This is a genomic window from Pseudomonas sp. GW821-FHT09H03 (genome assembly GCF_059415945.1).
This window is the reverse complement of sequence record NZ_JBWKOF010000020.1, coordinates 1-15,177: the sequence shown is the minus strand read 5'-3', so window position 1 is coordinate 15,177 and position 15,177 is coordinate 1. Positions and strand designations below refer to the sequence as shown.

Here is a 15,177-nt window from a genome sequence, read left to right as displayed (position 1 = left end):
GTTCTTTTGCCGCTGGTCACGATATCCACTCAGCCAGGCACGCAACAACGCGGCAGGCGCCTTGCATCGCTACCTGCCGTGTAGAAAAGATTAGTTGAGGAAGAACGACTTACGCAGAAAAACGCCGCGAACAAACGCGGCGTTTCAGGGGTGCGGATTCAGTGAAGCGTCAGGCGAAAGTATCGATCAAGGTTCCAAGCACTTCATCGGACGCCTTGGCGACTCTGGCGCCCAGCTCGACCTGGGATTGGCCCTGGTCCATTTCCACCAGATTACTGGTCAGGTCCGACCGCTGGCTGCGATCGACCGACTGCAGGCGATCGATCTGGGCCTCGGAGGACTGGCTGCTGACCGAGCGTTCGATTGAATGACTGGCGATCTGCCCGGCAGCTTGATCGACACGATTCTGGCCTGCCTGAAGAGTGCTCAGACCGGCATAAAAAGCGCTGTTACCTGAGATTTCCATGGGAGAGTTCGTCCTGGTGAAGGATCAACAGTGACCATTGAAGCAGAGCCGCTTGCAAAACACCCGTCAAAAACACTAATGGCACTATGCCTTGTCATAGGCAAAAGCTAGTCCAGCAGATCCAGTTGCAAGTGCTCGGCCACCGCTTCGGCCGAGACTGTCTTGAGTTTCGGCACCCGGCCCAGGCACGGTGCCGGTATCCGTTCGGCAAGCGTCGCGAGGTTTTCTTCCAGGCGCGAGGTCTTCGGATCGATGATATTGGCCACCCAACCCGCCAATTGCAGACCGTCCCGGGCAATCGCCTCGGCAGTCAGCAAGGCATGATTGATACACCCCAGTCGCACTCCGACCACCAGAATCACCGGCAGATCCAGGGCTATGGCCAGGTCGGATACATTGTCCTGATCCGCCAGCGGCACACGCCAGCCGCCGGCACCTTCGATCAAGGTGAAATCCGCCTGCATGTCGAGAATCTGCCGCATCGGCACCAACAATGACTGCACCGTCAGTGCCACGCCGGCCTCGCGCGCCGCCAGATGCGGGGCAATGGCCGGTTCGAACGCCAACGGATTGACCTGTGCATAAGTCAGCGGTAGCGAGCACTCGGCTAAAAGCGCCAGGGCGTCGGAGTTACGCAAGCCCTTGGGCGTCACGTCGCAGCCGGAAGCAACCGGCTTGCCCGCTGCCGTGCTCATGCCCGCCGAACGCGCGGCATGTAACAGACCTGCAGCTACGGTGGTTTTACCGACATCGGTGTCCGTACCGGTAATGAAATAGGCTGCGCTCATAAGGGCTTCTCCAGTACGGCGTACACCACTTGATAAGTCGCCGGCAGTCCCTGGGCCTGACGAAACTGCTCATACGCTTCAACCAAACCCAAAATCCGCGCCCTGCCGGTCAGACCACCCGGCCGGCCAGGATTCAGATTATGTGCTCCCAGCGCCTTGAGCTCATGGGTCAGGCTGCGCACATCCGGGTAATGCAATACATGTGGACGGGTCTGCAGGCTGATCGCCCGCAAGCCACTGTCCGCACACAGCTGTTGATAAACAGCGAACTCGCGGAAGCGGTTGACGTGCACCATGCCATCGACCTTACGCCAACTATCACGCAACTCACACAATGTGCCTACGCATAGACTAGCAAACGCGAAAATCCCACCCGGTTTGAGTACCCGATGAGCCTCGCTGAGCACCGAAGCGAAATCTTCGCACCACTGCACCGCCAGGCTGGAGTAGATCAAATCGCAAGTCGACTCCTGCAACGGCAAACACTCGGCATCACCGGCAATGAAATCCGCTGCGCCGCCTAATGGCCTGGCGTGGTTGAGCATGCCCTCGGCAATGTCCAGTGCCACCCCGTGACCGGTAGAAAAACGCGAACCCAGGGCACGGCTGAAATGACCGGTGCCGCAGCCCAGGTCCAGCCAGCGTCGCGGAAAAAAATCCTCCGGCAAACGACTCAACAACTGGCTGCCTACGTCACGCTGCAATTGGGCGACGCTGTCATAGCTCACCGCCGCGCGGGAAAACGAAGCCGCTACCTGACGCTTGTCGGGCAAGCCACCGGGCTGATGGGAAAGGGACAGATCAGTCATCGCCGCACTCGTGCAAAAAGGCCTGGATAGCCCCCGCCACACCGTGGGGGTCTTCCAGAAGAAATGCGTGGCTGGCCTGTTCGATCAGACCGATTTCAACGTCTGGCAACAACGCCAGCAGATCGCTTGCCGCTTCGGCCGGCACCAGTGCATCGACGCCGGCGAACAAATGCAGTTGCGGGCCGCGAAAAGTCTGCAAGGCCTGGCGTGTGTCCAGTTGTGCGAGCAGCTCCAGGCCGCTCAGCAACACGGCGGCCGGGGTATGGGGCGCCCCGCCGAGCAATAGCCGCGACAAGCCGCGGGGATCTTCGGCGCCTTGAGCGCAGAGCAGTGAAAAGCGCTTGAGCGTCAGTCGCGAATCGGCCGCACAACCGGCAAGAAACGCATCGAAGGTTTCGCCAGCCATTGCGCTCGGCCATTGGTCACTGGCGACAAATGCGGCGTTACTGGCCAGCGTCAGCAAACCACAGCAGCGATCGCCGCGACGGGCTGCGAGCGCGGACGCGAGCATACCGCCCAGAGACCAGCCGCCGAGCCAGGCATCCTGAGGCAAATTGGAGTCGAGTTCATCGAGCCATTCTTCAAGATCGCTAGACTCCAACTCCGGCAACGGCTCGATCTCCACCCGCAGGCGTTCATCCAGGCCTTGCAACGCGGCGGCCAAGGGTTCCAGCGGCGAAACGCCGAGGCCCCAGCCGGGCAGTAGAATCAGTCGATCACGCATGGCCCGGCTCCGGATCAAGTTGTTGGAAACAGTCGGCCAATCCTTCTAACAATAGCTGTACCTGCGCCTCGCTGTGGGCTGCGGTCAGGGTGACCCGCAGGCGTGCGCTGCCAGCGGGCACGGTGGGCGGACGAATCGCCGTGACCATCAAGCCTCGCTCGCGCAGCATTTGCGACAAGCGCACCGCACGACCGGCGTCGCCGATCATGATCGGCTGAATCGGCGTGAAGCTGTCCATGAGCTCCAGGCCAATCTGTTCGGCACCCCGGCGGAACTGGCGGATCAGCGTCTGCAAATGCTCGCGCCGCCAGTGTTCGCTACGCAGCAGTTCCAGACTTTTCAGCGTCGCACAGGCCAGTGCCGGTGGCTGGCTGGTGGTGTAGATGTAGGGCCGGGCGAACTGGATCAGGCTCTCTATCAACTCGTCGCTGCCCGCTACAAAAGCCCCCGCCGTACCGAACGCCTTGCCGAGTGTGCCGATCAGGACCGGCACGTCTTCCTGGCTCAGGCCGAAATGCTCGACGCTGCCGCCACCGGTGGCACCCAGCGGACCAAAACCGTGGGCATCGTCGACCATCAGCCATGCGCCTTTGGCCTTGGTTTCCCGAGCCAGCGCCGGCAAATCGGCGAGGTCGCCGTCCATGCTGAACACGCCATCGGTGACCACCAGCGTATTGCCGGTGGCTTTCTCCAGGCGCTTGGCCAGGCTGGTGGCGTCGTTGTGCAGATAACGGTTGAATCGCGCACCGGACAACAACCCGGCATCCAGCAACGAGGCATGATTGAGCCGGTCTTCGAGCACCGTATCTCCCTGCCCCACCAGCGCCGTCACCGCCCCGAAGTTGGCCATGTAGCCGGTGGTGAACAGCAGGGCACGCGGGCGACCGGTCAGGTCGGCCAAGGCTTCTTCCAGGGCGTGATGCGGGCCGCTATGACCGATGACCAGATGCGAAGCGCCGCCGCCCACACCCCATTTCGAAGCGCCGGCGCGCCAGGCTTCGATCACTTGCGGGTGATTGGCCAGGCCCAGGTAGTCGTTATTACAGAACGCCAGCAAGGATTGACCATCGACCACCACTTGCGGCCCTTGCGGGCTTTCGAGCAGGGGGCGCTGGCGATAGAGGTTTTCGGCACGGCGGGCAGCAAGGCGTGCGGCGAGATCGAAAGACATGCAGGCCTCGTGGATCAATTTACATAAATCAGAACACGCCCCTCCCGGTGGGAGCGGGCTTGCTCGCGAAAGCGTCAGGCCAGTCGACATCGTTGCTGGATGTCAGTCCGTCTTCGCGAGCAAGCCCGCTCCCACAGGAGGGATGCATTCCATCAGCGGTATCATCAGAAGCTTCAAACAGCCGCGTTGTAGAACTGCTCGCTGTTCTTTTGCTCCACCAGCGCCTGTTCGATCGCTGCCTGATGCACTTCGTCGGCGTGCTCTTCGCGGGCTTCCGGCAGGATTCCCAGGCGCGAGAACAGTTGCATGTCCTTGTCGGCCTGCGGGTTGGCGGTGGTCAGCAGTTTTTCCCCGTAGAAAATCGAGTTGGCGCCGGCGAAGAACGCCAGGGCCTGCATCTGCTCATTCATGGCTTCGCGGCCGGCGGACAGACGCACGTGGGATTTGGGCATCAGGATCCGGGCAACGGCGAGCATGCGGATGAAGTCGAACGGATCGACATCGTCGGCATTTTCCAGCGGCGTGCCGGCGACTTTCACCAGCATGTTGATCGGTACCGACTCCGGGTGCTCCGGCAGGTTGGCCAACTGGATCAGCAGATTGGCGCGGTCGTCGAGAGACTCGCCCATGCCGAGGATACCGCCGGAGCAGATCTTCATCCCCGAATCACGCACATAGGCCAGGGTTTGCAGGCGCTCGCTGTAGGTGCGGGTAGTGATGATGCTGCCGTAGAACTCCGGCGAGGTATCGAGGTTGTGGTTGTAGTAGTCAAGGCCGGCCTGTGCCAGGGCTTCGGTCTGCTCCTGATCGAGGCGACCGAGGGTCATGCAGGTTTCCAGACCAAGGGCTTTTACGCCCTCGACCATCTTCAGCACGTACGGCATGTCTTTGGCCGAAGGGTGTTTCCACGCTGCGCCCATGCAGAAACGGGTGGAACCGATGGCCTTGGCGCGAGCAGCCTCTTCGAGGACCTTCTGCACTTCCATCAGCTTCTCTTTTTCCAGACCGGTGTTGTAGTGACCGGACTGCGGACAATATTTGCAATCTTCCGGGCAGGCGCCGGTCTTGATCGACAGAAGGGTCGACACCTGGACGCGGTTGGCGTCGAAATGTGCGCGGTGCACCGTCTGCGCCTGGAACAACAGGTCATTGAACGGTTGAACGAAGAGTGCTTTGACTTCGGCCAAAGACCAGTCATGACGCAGGGTTGCAGTGGTGCTGGCGCTCATGGGTGTTTCCTTTGAATTATGCTTGGCAGGCGACTGGGTCATGGAGACCCGCAGTTGCTTCACAAATGTTTCGGCATATTTAAGGAAGAGTGATGCGCTGTCAACCACGATACGATGGACCGGTTTACATCTGGTTAAAAAACAAACAAGCCTGTTTACTCTGCGATGAGCCCGCCGACGACATCATCCCTATCTGCACGGCCTGCGAAACAGAATTGCCTTGGCTCGGCGATCAGTGCCAGACCTGTGCCCTGCCCCTGCCTGGCGCAGGCTTGTACTGCGGTCAATGCCTGAAGCATCCGCCGGCTTTCGAACGAGTTATTGCACCCTGGACCTACAACTTTCCGATCGACAGCCTGATCACTCGTTTCAAGCACAGTGCGAAATGGCCCTTCGGCCGTCTGCTCGCCGAACTGCTCGCGCAATCGGTGCAGCATAACTTCGATAATGGCCTGGACCGCCCCGACGCATTGGTGCCCGTGCCTCTGGCCAAGCGGCGCCTGCGCCAACGGGGTTTCAACCAGGCTGCGATGCTGGCTCGGTGGCTCGGCGCCGGTCTCGACCTTGCTTGTGACGAACGGCTACTCCTGCGAACACAAGACACCGACGCACAACAGGAACTGAATGCCGATGCCCGGCATAAAAACCTGCGCAACGCTTTCGCCCTGGCAGCCAACGTCACCGTCAAAGGCAAACACCTGGCCCTGGTCGACGACGTGCTGACTACCGGCGCCACGACACAAGCGCTGGCTCGTCTGTTGGTGGATGCCGGCGCGGCGCGGGTCGATGTCTATTGCCTGGCTCGTACCCCCAAGCCTGGCGAGTCGCCCTGACTTGACTCCCGCGCCCCGAGCCGCCAACGTCTCCCCATTGCCACAGCCAAAGCGTTTTGCCATGTCCCTGCCTACCTTGTTATCCCAGCACATTGTCCGCCGCCCGCAGCGCATTGCCCTGCTGCAGCACATTGCCGAACAGGGCTCGATCACCCGCGCCGCAAAAAGCGCCGGCCTGAGTTACAAGGCAGCCTGGGATGCCATTGATGAGCTGAACAACCTGGCGCAGAAACCGCTGGTGGAACGGGTTGTCGGCGGCAAGGGCGGTGGCGGGGCGAAGCTGTCCAGCGAGGGTGAGCGCGTGTTGCGCTTGTATCAGAAACTGCAAGCGCTGCAGGCCCAGGTTCTGGAAGCGGCTGAAGACGCGAGCGACCTCGATCTGCTGGGACGCTTGATGCTGCGAACCAGTGCGCGCAATCAGTTACATGGCAAGGTCGTGGCGATCGATTCCCATGGGCGTAACGATCTGATTCGCCTGCAAATCGCCGAGGGCTTGATCATCAATGCCCAGATCACTCACGACAGTACCGAACGCCTGGAATTGCAGATCGGTACCGAAGTCGTGGCCTTGATCAAGGCCGGCTGGCTCGACGTACTGGCGCTCGACACCCGCGAAACCTGCGCAAGCAACTGCTTGAGAGGAATCATCGAGAAGATACTCGATGCCGAAGATGGCCCCAGCGAAGTGCGCATCACCCTGCCCGGTGGCCTGACACTCTGTGCCCTGGCTGAGCCAGAACATCTTGAAACTCAGGGGCTTGGCATCGGCAAACCGGTGCGTGTGGAGTTTTCACCCTCCATGGTTTTGCTGGGCACGCCGCTGTAAACACTACTGCAACAAAAGTTTCATCCTCGATCATTAAGGTGACTGCTCTGACCGCAGGGAGCCTGAAATGAGCCTATTAGAAGAAAACCAAGCCACCGACCTCGAAAACATGGTCGGTCTCAGCCGTCGCGGCTTCATCAGCGCGGGGGCCCTTTGCGGTGCCGCGATGTTCCTCGGTGGCAACCTGTTGAGCCGCAGCGTACTGGCCGCCAGTGTCAGCGCCGGCAACAGCCAGTTGTTGGGATTTGAAAGTATTGCCGCCGCCACCAGCGACACCATCACCCTGCCGCCGGGTTACAAGTCTTCGGTATTGATCAGTTGGGGCCAGCCGCTGCACAAGGACGGTCCGGCCTTCGACCCGAGCGGCAACGGCAGCGCCGAACACCAGGAACTGCAGTTCGGTGACAACAACGACGGCATGAGCCTTTTCGAGTTTCCCGGTGAAAACGACCGGGCGCTGATGGCCATCAACAACGAATACACCAACTACCGCTACCTCTACCCCCACGGCGGCATGCCGCAATCGGCCGAAGAAGTGCGCAAAGCGCTGGCCTGCGAAGGTGTGTCGGTGATCGAGGTGCAGCGCAAGGACGGCCAATGGCACTTCGTCCAGGGCTCACGCTACAACCGCCGGATTCATGGCAATGCGCCGATCAGCCTGAGCGGTCCTGCTGCCGGTCATGAGCTGCTGAAAACCAGCGCCGACCCACAGGGCAAGAACGTTCTCGGCACCTTCCAGAACTGCGCCAACGGCAAGACACCGTGGGGCACATACCTGACCTGCGAGGAGAACTTCACCGACTGCTTCGGCAGCAGCAATGCCGAGCAGAAATTCGACGCCGCGCAGAAACGCTACGCAGTGGTGGCCACCAGCAAAGAGATCAACTGGCACCAGCACGACGAACGATTCGACATGGCGAAGAATCCCAACGAACTGAACCGTCATGGCTGGGTGGTGGAAATCGACCCGTTCGATCCGCAATCGACCCCGGTCAAGCGCACGGCCCTGGGCCGTTTCAAACATGAAAACGCCGCCCTGGCCGAGACCGGCGACGGTCATGCCGTGGTGTACATGGGCGACGATGAGCGCGGCGAGTTCATCTACAAGTTCGTCAGCCGCGACAAGATCGACCACAAGAACCCCAAGGCCAACCGCGACCTGCTGGACCACGGCACCCTGTACGTGGCGCGCTTCGACGCTGGCGACGGCAATGCCGACCACCCGAAAGGTCAGGGTGAATGGATCGAGCTGACCCACGGCAAAAACGGTATCGACGCCAGCAGCGGCTTTGCCGACCAGGCCCAAGTGCTGATTCACGCGCGGCTCGCGGCCAGCGTAGTCAAGGCCACGCGCATGGACCGTCCGGAATGGATCGTGGTCAGCCCCAAGGATGGCCAGGTCTACTGCACGCTGACCAACAACGCGAAACGCGGGGAAGACGGCCAGCCGGTGGGCGGACCTAATCCGCGGGAGAAAAACGTCTACGGGCAGATTCTGCGCTGGCGCACCGAGCGTGACGATCACGGCTCAAAAACCTTTGCCTGGGACCTGTTCGTCGTCGCCGGTAACCCGGGGGTTCACGCCGGCACCGCAAAAGGCGGATCGTCGAACATCACGCCACAGAACATGTTCAACAGCCCGGACGGACTGGGCTTCGACAAGGCCGGGCGGTTGTGGATCCTGACTGATGGCGATTCGAGCAATGCCGGGGATTTCGCGGGCATGGGCAATAACCAGATGCTCTGCGCTGATCCGGTGACCGGGGAGATTCGTCGTTTCATGGTCGGTCCGGTGGGCTGTGAAGTCACCGGTATCAGCTTTGCTCCGGACCAGAAAACCCTGTTTGTCGGGATTCAGCATCCGGGAGAAAACGGCGGTTCGACGTTCCCCGAGCACCTGCCCAACGGCAAGCCGCGCTCTTCGGTGATGGCAATTACTCGCGAAGATGGCGGGATCGTCGGCGCCTGATCGGCCCTCATCGCGAGCAGGCTCCCACATTGGATCGTCTGTGTGCATGCAAACTTCGGCACAACACCGATCACCTGTGTGCGAGCCTGCTCGCGATGGCGTCAGCCCAGACACCACATATCTCAAGCCCAGCCCCTAAAGCAGCCCGTCTGCGCTACCATGCCTGGCCGGACGCAGCAGCCTGCTGCGCGCAGGAGTCAGCATGGCCCACCCGTTTGAAACCCTTACGCCAGACCTCGTGCTCGATGCCGTCGAAAGCATCGGCTTTCTCAGCGACGCGCGCATTCTCGCGCTCAACAGCTACGAGAACCGCGTCTATCAGGTCGGCATCGAAGACGCCGAGCCGCTGATCGCCAAGTTCTACCGGCCGCAACGCTGGACCAACGAAGCGATTCTGGAAGAACACCAGTTCACCTTCGAGCTCGCCGAGGTCGAGGTGCCCGTCGTTGCGCCGATGATTCACAACGGTGAAACCCTGCACGAACATAACGGCTTCCGTTTCACCTTATTCCCGCGTCGAGGCGGCCGGGCACCCGAGCCCGGCAACCTCGATCAGTTGTATCGTCTGGGACAATTGCTCGGTCGCCTGCACGCCGTTGGCGCCACCAAGCCCTTTGAGCACCGTGAAGCGCTGGCCGTGAAAAACTTCGGCCATGATTCGCTGGCGACCTTGCTCGAAGGCAATTTCATTCCCCGCAGCCTGCTACCGGCCTACGAATCAGTGGCCCGCGACCTGCTCAAGCGTGTGGAAGATGCCTACAGCAATACACCGCACCAGAACATCCGCATGCACGGTGATTGCCACCCGGGCAACATGATGTGTCGTGACGAAATGTTCCACATCGTCGATCTCGATGACTGCCGCATGGGCCCGGCGGTGCAGGACATCTGGATGATGCTCGCCGGTGATCGCCAGGACTGCCTGGGCCAGCTCTCGGAGTTGATGGACGGATACAACGAATTCCACGACTTCGATCCACGGGAACTGGCCCTGATCGAACCTCTGCGCGCCTTGCGGCTGATGCACTACAGCGCCTGGCTGGCCCGCCGCTGGGACGACCCGGCATTTCCCCGCAGTTTTCCGTGGTTTGGCACGGAACGGTATTGGGGGGATCAGGTGTTGGCATTGCGTGAGCAGCTAGCGGCACTCAACGAAGAACCATTGAAACTGTTCTGAACAGTTCCCCTGTAGGAGCGAGCAGGCTCGCGATGGTGGTCAACGATAACGCGGGGAACCTGATACCCCGCGCCGTCTTTGAGTTCATCGCGAGCCTGCTCGCTCCTACAGGGGTTTGCTGTTCACAATTTCCTGACTATTGCAGTAAGACATCCGCAGACAAATCTCCTTACAATCCCTTCTTTGTTAGCTACCTAAGCAAGGATTCTGCATGCAAGCCGCCAACCCGCGTCGCGGGTATATTCTGGGCCTGAGTGCCTACATCATCTGGGGACTTTTCCCACTCTATTTCAAAGCCATTGCCAGCGTTCCCGCCGTGGAGATCATCGTTCATCGCGTGCTGTGGTCTGCCCTGTTTGGCGCCTTGCTGCTGATGGTCTGGAAGCACCCGGGCTGGTGGCGCGAGTTGCGGGACAACCCACGACGACTGGCGATCCTGGCCCTGAGCGGCACGTTGATCGCGGCCAACTGGCTGACCTATGTCTGGGCGGTGAACAACGGACGCATGCTCGATGCCAGCCTCGGCTACTACATCAACCCACTGGTGAACGTCCTGCTGGGCATGCTGATCCTCGGTGAACGCCTGCGGCGCATGCAGTGGGTTGCCGTCGGCCTCGCGGCAGTCGGTGTGGCGCAGCAGGTCTGGCAAGTCGGCAGCCTGCCTTGGGTGTCGCTGGTGCTGGCGCTGACCTTCGGGTTCTACGGCCTGATTCGCAAGCAGGCACCGGTCAAGGCACTGCCCGGCCTGGTCGTGGAAACCTGGATGCTGGTACCGATTGCCGTCGCCTGGTTGCTGTTCAACCCGACCGCCAGCAGTGCCCAGGCCGAATTCTGGTCCACCTCCGAAGCCTGGTGGCTGGTCGCTGCCGGACCTGTCACGCTGGTGCCGCTGGTCTGTTTCAACGCCGCTGCACGGCATTTGCCCTACACAACCCTCGGGTTTCTCCAGTACCTGGCGCCGACGCTGGTGCTGTTGCAAGCCGTGCTGCTGTTTGGCGAACACTTGTCGTCCAGCACGCTGCTGGCGTTCATTTTTATCTGGGCGGGCCTGGCGGTTTACAGCATCGACGCGTGGGTAAGCTTGCGCCGCCGCGGCTGATCAAAAAACACACAAACCTCTGCAAGCCACGTATTACGTGGCCTGCATCGTTCCTTCCCAAGGTTATCCACAGCGTGATCCCCGGCGTTTGTGCGCAAGTCCCTGAAACTGTTGGTTTTTTGATCAGATCCTGAAGAACCCCGGCCGGCGTGGGCTGGCGGGGTGTCTCTACAGGTTATCCACAGGCAGGTGCACGTTTAACTTGGATAACCTCTCAGGGCTCGCTGCGCAGCACCAATTCCACCATCAGATCGTCTGCCAGGGTTTCCAGGCGTGACTGCAACACGTCCAGGGACAACGTCAGTGGAACGGCGAGCAGCGCCTCGGCGTGGAACAACGGCTCGCTGCTCATCGGCGCCGGGCGCACATCGGTCACGAGCCGCTCCAGGTTCACCCCCTGCTCGCTCAACAAGCGCGTGATGTCGCGCACGATCCCCGGACGGTCATTGCCCACCAGTTCCATGGCGATCGGCTTCCAGGTGCAGGATTGTTCAATGCCGCTTTCGGCAATCAGCACGCGAATGCCGTGGGCAGACAAGGCTTGCAGGGCATCGACCAACTCATCGTAGGCCTCTGCGGGTACGCCTACCCGCAGAATCCCGGCGAACTGCCCGGCCATGCGCGACATGCGGCTTTCCAGCCAGTTGCCGCCGTGCTCGGCAATGCACTGGGCAATGCGCTCGACCTGCCCTGGCTTGTCCGGTGCGATTACAGTGAGTACGAGGTGGTCCATGGCGCAGCCCTCTGGTCATGACTTTTGTTATAGAAAACCAAGTATAGGCAAGAGTTGTTTCTGCGCTGAATCGGCTGACGCCATCGCTGGCAAGCCAGCGCCTCCAAAAATTGCCAACCCCCCGTAGGAGCCGGCTTGCTGGCGATCCGACACACCGCCGAGCTAATGCCAGCCAACAAATCGTGTACAACTTTTTATATTTAACTGGAACAATCCAGTAGTTTTTTGAGAACATCCTGTTCCGCACCGTGACCGCAATGCGTCATGGGGTCGCAGAACGACGTAATTAGTCTGATTTTCACAACCGCAATTCATCATGTAGTATGCCGCAGCGCGCACTACATAACGTTGGATCGATGTCTGCCGCAGGCACGTTTGCAACCCTGAAAGCCCTGTCAGCAAGGCCCTAAGCCGTTGATTGGTCCCAACCCAGCTGCCCGTGATTGGCATGTACTGGTAGACGGGTTTGTGGTTTAAATGGCCCAAGGCTTCATTGTTAAATTGAAGAGCTGAAAAGCGAAATAGCTGAGCAGAGTGAGGCAAGCAATGACTGAACACGTTCAAGTCGGTGGCCTGCAGGTCGCCAAAGTCCTGTTCGACTTCGTGAACAACGAAGCCATTCCCGGTACCGGCCTCACCGCCGACAAGTTCTGGGCCGGTGCCGACAAGGTCATTCATGACCTGGCGCCGAAGAACAAAGCCCTACTCGCCAAACGCGATGATTTTCAGGCTCGTATCGATGGCTGGCACCGATCCAGGGCCGGTCAGGCGCATGACGCCGTGGCCTACAAAGCCTTCCTGCAAGAAATAGGTTATCTGCTGCCAGAAGCGGCCGATTTCCAGGCCACGACGCAAAACGTCGACGAAGAAATCGCCCGCATGGCCGGACCACAACTGGTGGTGCCGGTAATGAACGCCCGTTTCGCTCTCAATGCCTCGAACGCCCGCTGGGGTTCGCTGTATGACGCGCTCTACGGCACCGATGCCATCAGCGAAGCCGATGGCGCGGAAAAAGGCAAAGGCTACAACAAGGTTCGTGGTGACAAGGTCATCGCCTTCGCCCGCGCCTTCCTTGACGAAGCGGCACCATTGGCGGCCGGTTCCCATGTCGATTCCACCGGCTACAAGATCGTCGACGGCAAACTGGTGGTCGCCCTCAAAGGCGGCAGCAACACCGGACTGCGCAACGATGCACAGCTGATCGGTTTCCAGGGCGATGCCACTGCACCGACTGCGATCCTGCTGAAAAACAACGGCCTGCATTTCGAAATCCAGGTCGACGCCAGCACCCCGGTCGGCCAGACCGACGCAGCGGGCGTCAAAGACATCCTGATGGAAGCCGCACTGACCACCATCATGGACTGCGAAGACTCGGTCGCGGCTGTTGATGCCGATGACAAAGTGGTGATCTACCGCAACTGGCTCGGCCTGATGAAGGGCGACCTGTCGGAAGAAGTCGCCAAGGGTGGCAAGACGTTTACCCGCACCATGAACGCCGATCGCACTTACACCGGTGTCGACGGTAACGCGGTAAACCTGCACGGGCGTTCGCTGTTGTTCGTGCGCAACGTCGGTCACCTGATGACCATCGATGCGATCCTCGACAAAGACGGCAACGAAGTGCCTGAAGGTATTCTCGATGGCCTGGTCACGTGCCTGGCATCGATGCACAACCTGAACGGCAACACCTCGCGCAAAAACACCCGCACCGGCTCCATCTACATTGTGAAGCCGAAGATGCATGGTCCTGAAGAAGCGGCGTTCACCAACGAGCTGTTCGGTCGCATCGAAGACGTGCTGGGCCTGCCGCGCAACACCCTCAAAGTCGGGATCATGGACGAGGAGCGTCGTACCACGATCAACCTCAAGGCCTGCATCAAGGCCGCCAGCGAGCGTGTAGTGTTCATCAACACCGGTTTCCTCGACCGCACGGGCGATGAAATCCACACCTCCATGGAAGCCGGCCCGATGGTGCGCAAGGCAGACATGAAGGCGGAAAAATGGATCGGCGCCTACGAGAACTCCAACGTCGATATCGGCCTGAGCACTGGCTTGCAAGGTCGTGCACAGATCGGTAAAGGCATGTGGGCGATGCCAGACCTGATGGCTGCCATGCTTGAACAGAAAGTCGCTCACCCGCTGGCCGGTGCCAACACCGCCTGGGTGCCGTCACCGACCGCCGCTGCCCTGCACGCGCTGCACTACCACAAGGTTGACGTGTTCGCCCGCCAGGCCGAGCTGGCCAAACGTGCCCACGCTTCGGTGGATGACATCCTGACCATCCCGCTGGCCGTCAACCCTCAGTGGACTGCCGAGCAGATCAAGAACGAACTGGACAACAACTCCCAGGGCATTCTCGGTTACGTGGTGCGCTGGATCGACCAGGGCGTAGGCTGTTCGAAAGTGCCAGACATCAATGATGTCGGCCTGATGGAAGACCGTGCCACGCTGCGTATTTCCAGCCAGCACATCGCCAACTGGCTGCGTCACGGCATCGTCACAGAAGAACAGGTTATGGAAAGCCTCAAGCGCATGGCGCCGGTGGTTGACCGTCAGAACGCTGGCGATTCGCTGTATCGTCCGCTGGCACCAAACTTCGACAGCAACATCGCCTTCCAGGCGGCGGTCGAACTGGTGATTGAAGGCACCAAGCAACCGAACGGTTATACCGAGCCGGTGCTGCACCGTCGTCGTCGCGAGTTCAAGGCTGCCAATGGCCTTTAAGTAAGCGATAACACCGTGTCTAGTCCTGAAATAGGTTTACACCTGTTTCAGTCTCAAAACGCCCGATGCACCGCATCGGGCGTTTTGTATTTCAAGGCCAGATGTGGCCGCTCCGCGTTGTAGATCAGCACTGATTCATCAACCATTCTCACCGCGTCGGCCAGGTTCTTGGGGCGCTGCAGCAAAAACTCCGTCTTCAAAATCCCGTTTATTCGCTCCGCCATCGCGTTCTGATAGCAGTCATAGCCATCGGTCATCGAACAAATGACCCCGTGTTTGGTGTGAAAACGCTGATAAAGGTCGGAGCAATACTGGGCCCCACGGTCTGAGTGATGAACCAGCGGCTGCTTGGTTTTCCTTCCTCCTACAGCCTTCTTCAGCGCTTTGAGCACCGACTCTGTATGCAAGCTCTCATGCACATGATGTCCCACTATTTTACGCGAGTATGCGTCGGTGATCAGGCTCAGATAAGCAACGCTCTCCTGGGTAGGCAGATAGGTTATATCCGCAACCCAAACTTGCTCAGGAGCACAGGCAATGATTTGCTGCGGGCCTGCCTTGAGTAGGTTTGGATGGCGGCGAAATCGATGATGGCTGTGGGTAGTCTTGTGGTATGCCCGCTTGCGAGG

At 60.0% G+C, this 15,177-nt stretch carries 14 protein-coding genes; 6 read left to right on the top strand and 8 right to left on the bottom strand.

The window, feature by feature from the left end; all coding sequences use genetic code 11:
• Window positions 1-169: 169 nt before the first annotated feature.
• The 6 genes from AC07OG_RS23370 to bioB form a co-directional block, all read right to left on the bottom strand.
• A complete protein-coding gene (locus AC07OG_RS23370; RefSeq protein WP_060541669.1) occupies window positions 170-466 on the bottom strand; it encodes a hypothetical protein in 297 nt (98 codons plus the stop codon).
• 107 nt (window positions 467-573) lie between these two features.
• Window positions 574-1,254 (bottom strand): dethiobiotin synthase, encoded by a 681-nt coding sequence (bioD, locus tag AC07OG_RS23365; RefSeq protein WP_060541670.1) that lies wholly within the window; start codon window positions 1,252-1,254, stop codon window positions 574-576.
• Entirely contained in the window at window positions 1,251-2,063 is an 813-nt protein-coding gene (gene bioC, locus AC07OG_RS23360; protein WP_495068208.1) for a malonyl-ACP O-methyltransferase BioC, read from the bottom strand. Before bioC ends, bioD begins: the two co-directional genes overlap by 4 nt.
• Complete coding sequence (locus AC07OG_RS23355) at window positions 2,056-2,787, bottom strand: alpha/beta fold hydrolase (RefSeq protein ID WP_495068207.1); 732 nt, start codon at window positions 2,785-2,787, stop codon at window positions 2,056-2,058. The genes bioC and AC07OG_RS23355 overlap by 8 nt, the downstream gene beginning before the upstream one ends.
• Window positions 2,780-3,958 (bottom strand): 8-amino-7-oxononanoate synthase, encoded by a 1,179-nt coding sequence (bioF, locus tag AC07OG_RS23350; protein WP_495068206.1) that lies wholly within the window; start codon window positions 3,956-3,958, stop codon window positions 2,780-2,782. The genes AC07OG_RS23355 and bioF overlap by 8 nt, the downstream gene beginning before the upstream one ends.
• A 173-nt stretch (window positions 3,959-4,131) precedes the next feature.
• Window positions 4,132-5,187 (bottom strand): biotin synthase BioB, encoded by a 1,056-nt coding sequence (bioB, locus tag AC07OG_RS23345; RefSeq protein ID WP_495068205.1) that lies wholly within the window; start codon window positions 5,185-5,187, stop codon window positions 4,132-4,134.
• A gap of 92 nt (window positions 5,188-5,279) precedes the next feature.
• On the opposite strand from bioB, the gene AC07OG_RS23340 reads away from it, so the two are divergent.
• The 5 genes from AC07OG_RS23340 to rarD all read left to right on the top strand — a co-directional run bounded on the left by AC07OG_RS23340 (window position 5,280) and on the right by rarD (window position 11,091).
• Entirely contained in the window at window positions 5,280-6,020 is a 741-nt protein-coding gene (locus AC07OG_RS23340) for a ComFC family protein (RefSeq protein ID WP_495068204.1), read from the top strand.
• 61 nt (window positions 6,021-6,081) lie between these two features.
• Entirely contained in the window at window positions 6,082-6,846 is a 765-nt protein-coding gene (locus AC07OG_RS23335; protein ID WP_218423701.1) for a TOBE domain-containing protein, read from the top strand.
• Between the two features lie 67 nt (window positions 6,847-6,913).
• On the top strand, window positions 6,914-8,815 hold the full coding sequence (locus tag AC07OG_RS23330; protein WP_495068203.1) for a PhoX family protein: 1,902 nt from the start codon (window positions 6,914-6,916) through the stop codon (window positions 8,813-8,815).
• Window positions 8,816-9,017: 202 nt separating this feature from the next.
• Entirely contained in the window at window positions 9,018-9,992 is a 975-nt protein-coding gene (locus AC07OG_RS23325; RefSeq protein WP_060542306.1) for a serine/threonine protein kinase, read from the top strand.
• 211 nt (window positions 9,993-10,203) lie between these two features.
• Entirely contained in the window at window positions 10,204-11,091 is an 888-nt protein-coding gene (gene rarD, locus AC07OG_RS23320; protein WP_218423698.1) for an EamA family transporter RarD, read from the top strand.
• A 214-nt stretch (window positions 11,092-11,305) separates the two neighbouring features.
• On the opposite strand, the gene AC07OG_RS23315 is transcribed toward rarD, so the two are convergent.
• Entirely contained in the window at window positions 11,306-11,824 is a 519-nt protein-coding gene (locus AC07OG_RS23315; RefSeq protein WP_060542308.1) for a glycine cleavage system transcriptional repressor, read from the bottom strand.
• A 546-nt stretch (window positions 11,825-12,370) separates the two neighbouring features.
• Between AC07OG_RS23315 and AC07OG_RS23310 the strand changes: the two genes are divergently transcribed.
• Window positions 12,371-14,548 carry a malate synthase G gene (locus tag AC07OG_RS23310; protein ID WP_060542309.1) on the top strand — a complete coding sequence of 726 codons (2,178 nt, stop codon included), beginning with the start codon at window positions 12,371-12,373 and terminating at the stop codon, window positions 14,546-14,548.
• Window positions 14,549-14,601: 53 nt separating this feature from the next.
• Here the strand turns inward: AC07OG_RS23310 and AC07OG_RS23305 are convergent.
• On the bottom strand, window positions 14,602-15,177 hold a 576-nt coding region (locus AC07OG_RS23305), incomplete at its 5' end, for an IS3 family transposase (protein WP_495068202.1).